Raw genomic sequence first — 1,256 nt, 5'->3', positions numbered from 1 at the left:
TGGTGACCCCTACGGGATTCGAACCCGTGTTACCGCCGTGAAAGGGCGGTGTCTTAACCGCTTGACCAAGGGGCCATTAATGCTGTACTGCTTAAAACAGGACAAGAATTATATTAACACTATTTAAATAAAAATGCAATACTTTATTTAAAAAATATTAAAAAATTCATCTTACTAAACAAAATTCGATATTTTTCTACTTCTGGATAAATAATTGAAAGCTTCCAACCGGGCTCGAACCGGTGACCTCTTCCTTACCATGGAAGCACTCTACCTGCTGAGCTATGGAAGCATAGACAAAAAAATGGCTCCGAAGGTAGGACTCGAACCTACGACCGATCGGTTAACAGCCGATTGCTCTACCACTGAGCTACTTCGGAACAATAATATTATCGCTTCTTTAGATGTTACTTTTATCGAACACAAATATTATTATAACAGCATATTAAAACATTTCAAGCTATTTAAGGAAAAAAGTTTTAATTATTATGCATTTAAATATACCTATATTTTTTACAGCAATTCTAACTATCATAAAAACCCTATTTAAGCGTTTTAAGGCGTTTTAAGCGTAATCTAACGTTAGATTACTAACATATATCGATTATGCTCCTAAAGGCTATTAAAATGATATTTTCATAACAATTGGTGGACTATTTTCAATTTACTTTTCTGTATACTGCGCAACTATATTACCATCATTAGCTGCTAGAACTATTCCATTAATAAGCGGATATTTTCCTTTTATATACATCGGTAACTGAGATAGTATATTTGTTGCATAACCTTTTCTATAATACAAATAATTTGTTAAGCATGAGCCTAATAAAATTGTATTGGAATTATCTGAGTATGACTACACATCCAAATTATTATGTAAAACAAAGAAACTCAGCATTTCACAATTATAAAATGCAATAATTGGATGCCTGTCTATATCCGTTTTACACAACTCAAGAGTAGCTAATGGCGGATTTGTAAATTGTAGCTGATCTTCAGTGATTCAATACTTATCTAATAACTCTGCACATCGATTGTATATGAAAATAAGTTGAAAACGAATTATCTGATGATAAAAAGTTCCATACGCAGTATGGAGAAATCAAGAATTCCACAACCCTACCTATTATAACTATTTTCTAAATAAAAAAGCACAACTGATTTAATCAGCTGTGCTTTGATGTGCCTAGCAACGTCCTACTCTCACAGGGGGAAACCCCCAACTACCATCGGCGCTAAAGAGCTTAACTTCCGTG

Annotated in this window: 3 tRNA genes and 1 rRNA gene; all 4 read right to left on the bottom strand. The window is 33.8% G+C overall.

The window, feature by feature from the left end:
* Positions 1-75 (bottom strand) — tRNA-Glu (locus tag BK137_RS21630).
* 144 nt (positions 76-219) lie between these two features.
* Positions 220-292, bottom strand: a tRNA-Thr gene (locus BK137_RS21625).
* Positions 293-305: 13 nt separating this feature from the next.
* Positions 306-380: transfer RNA gene (locus BK137_RS21620), tRNA-Asn, on the bottom strand.
* An 804-nt stretch (positions 381-1,184) separates the two neighbouring features.
* Positions 1,185-1,256: ribosomal RNA gene (gene rrf / locus BK137_RS23055) — 5S ribosomal RNA — on the bottom strand; the annotation flags it as partial.

The sequence above is a fragment of the Viridibacillus arenosi genome (genome assembly GCF_001955655.1).
Classification (GTDB): Bacteria; Bacillota; Bacilli; order Bacillales_A; family Planococcaceae; genus Viridibacillus; species Viridibacillus arenosi.
The sequence above is the reverse complement of the archived record's forward strand: the minus strand, read 5'-3'. Positions and strand labels throughout refer to the sequence as shown.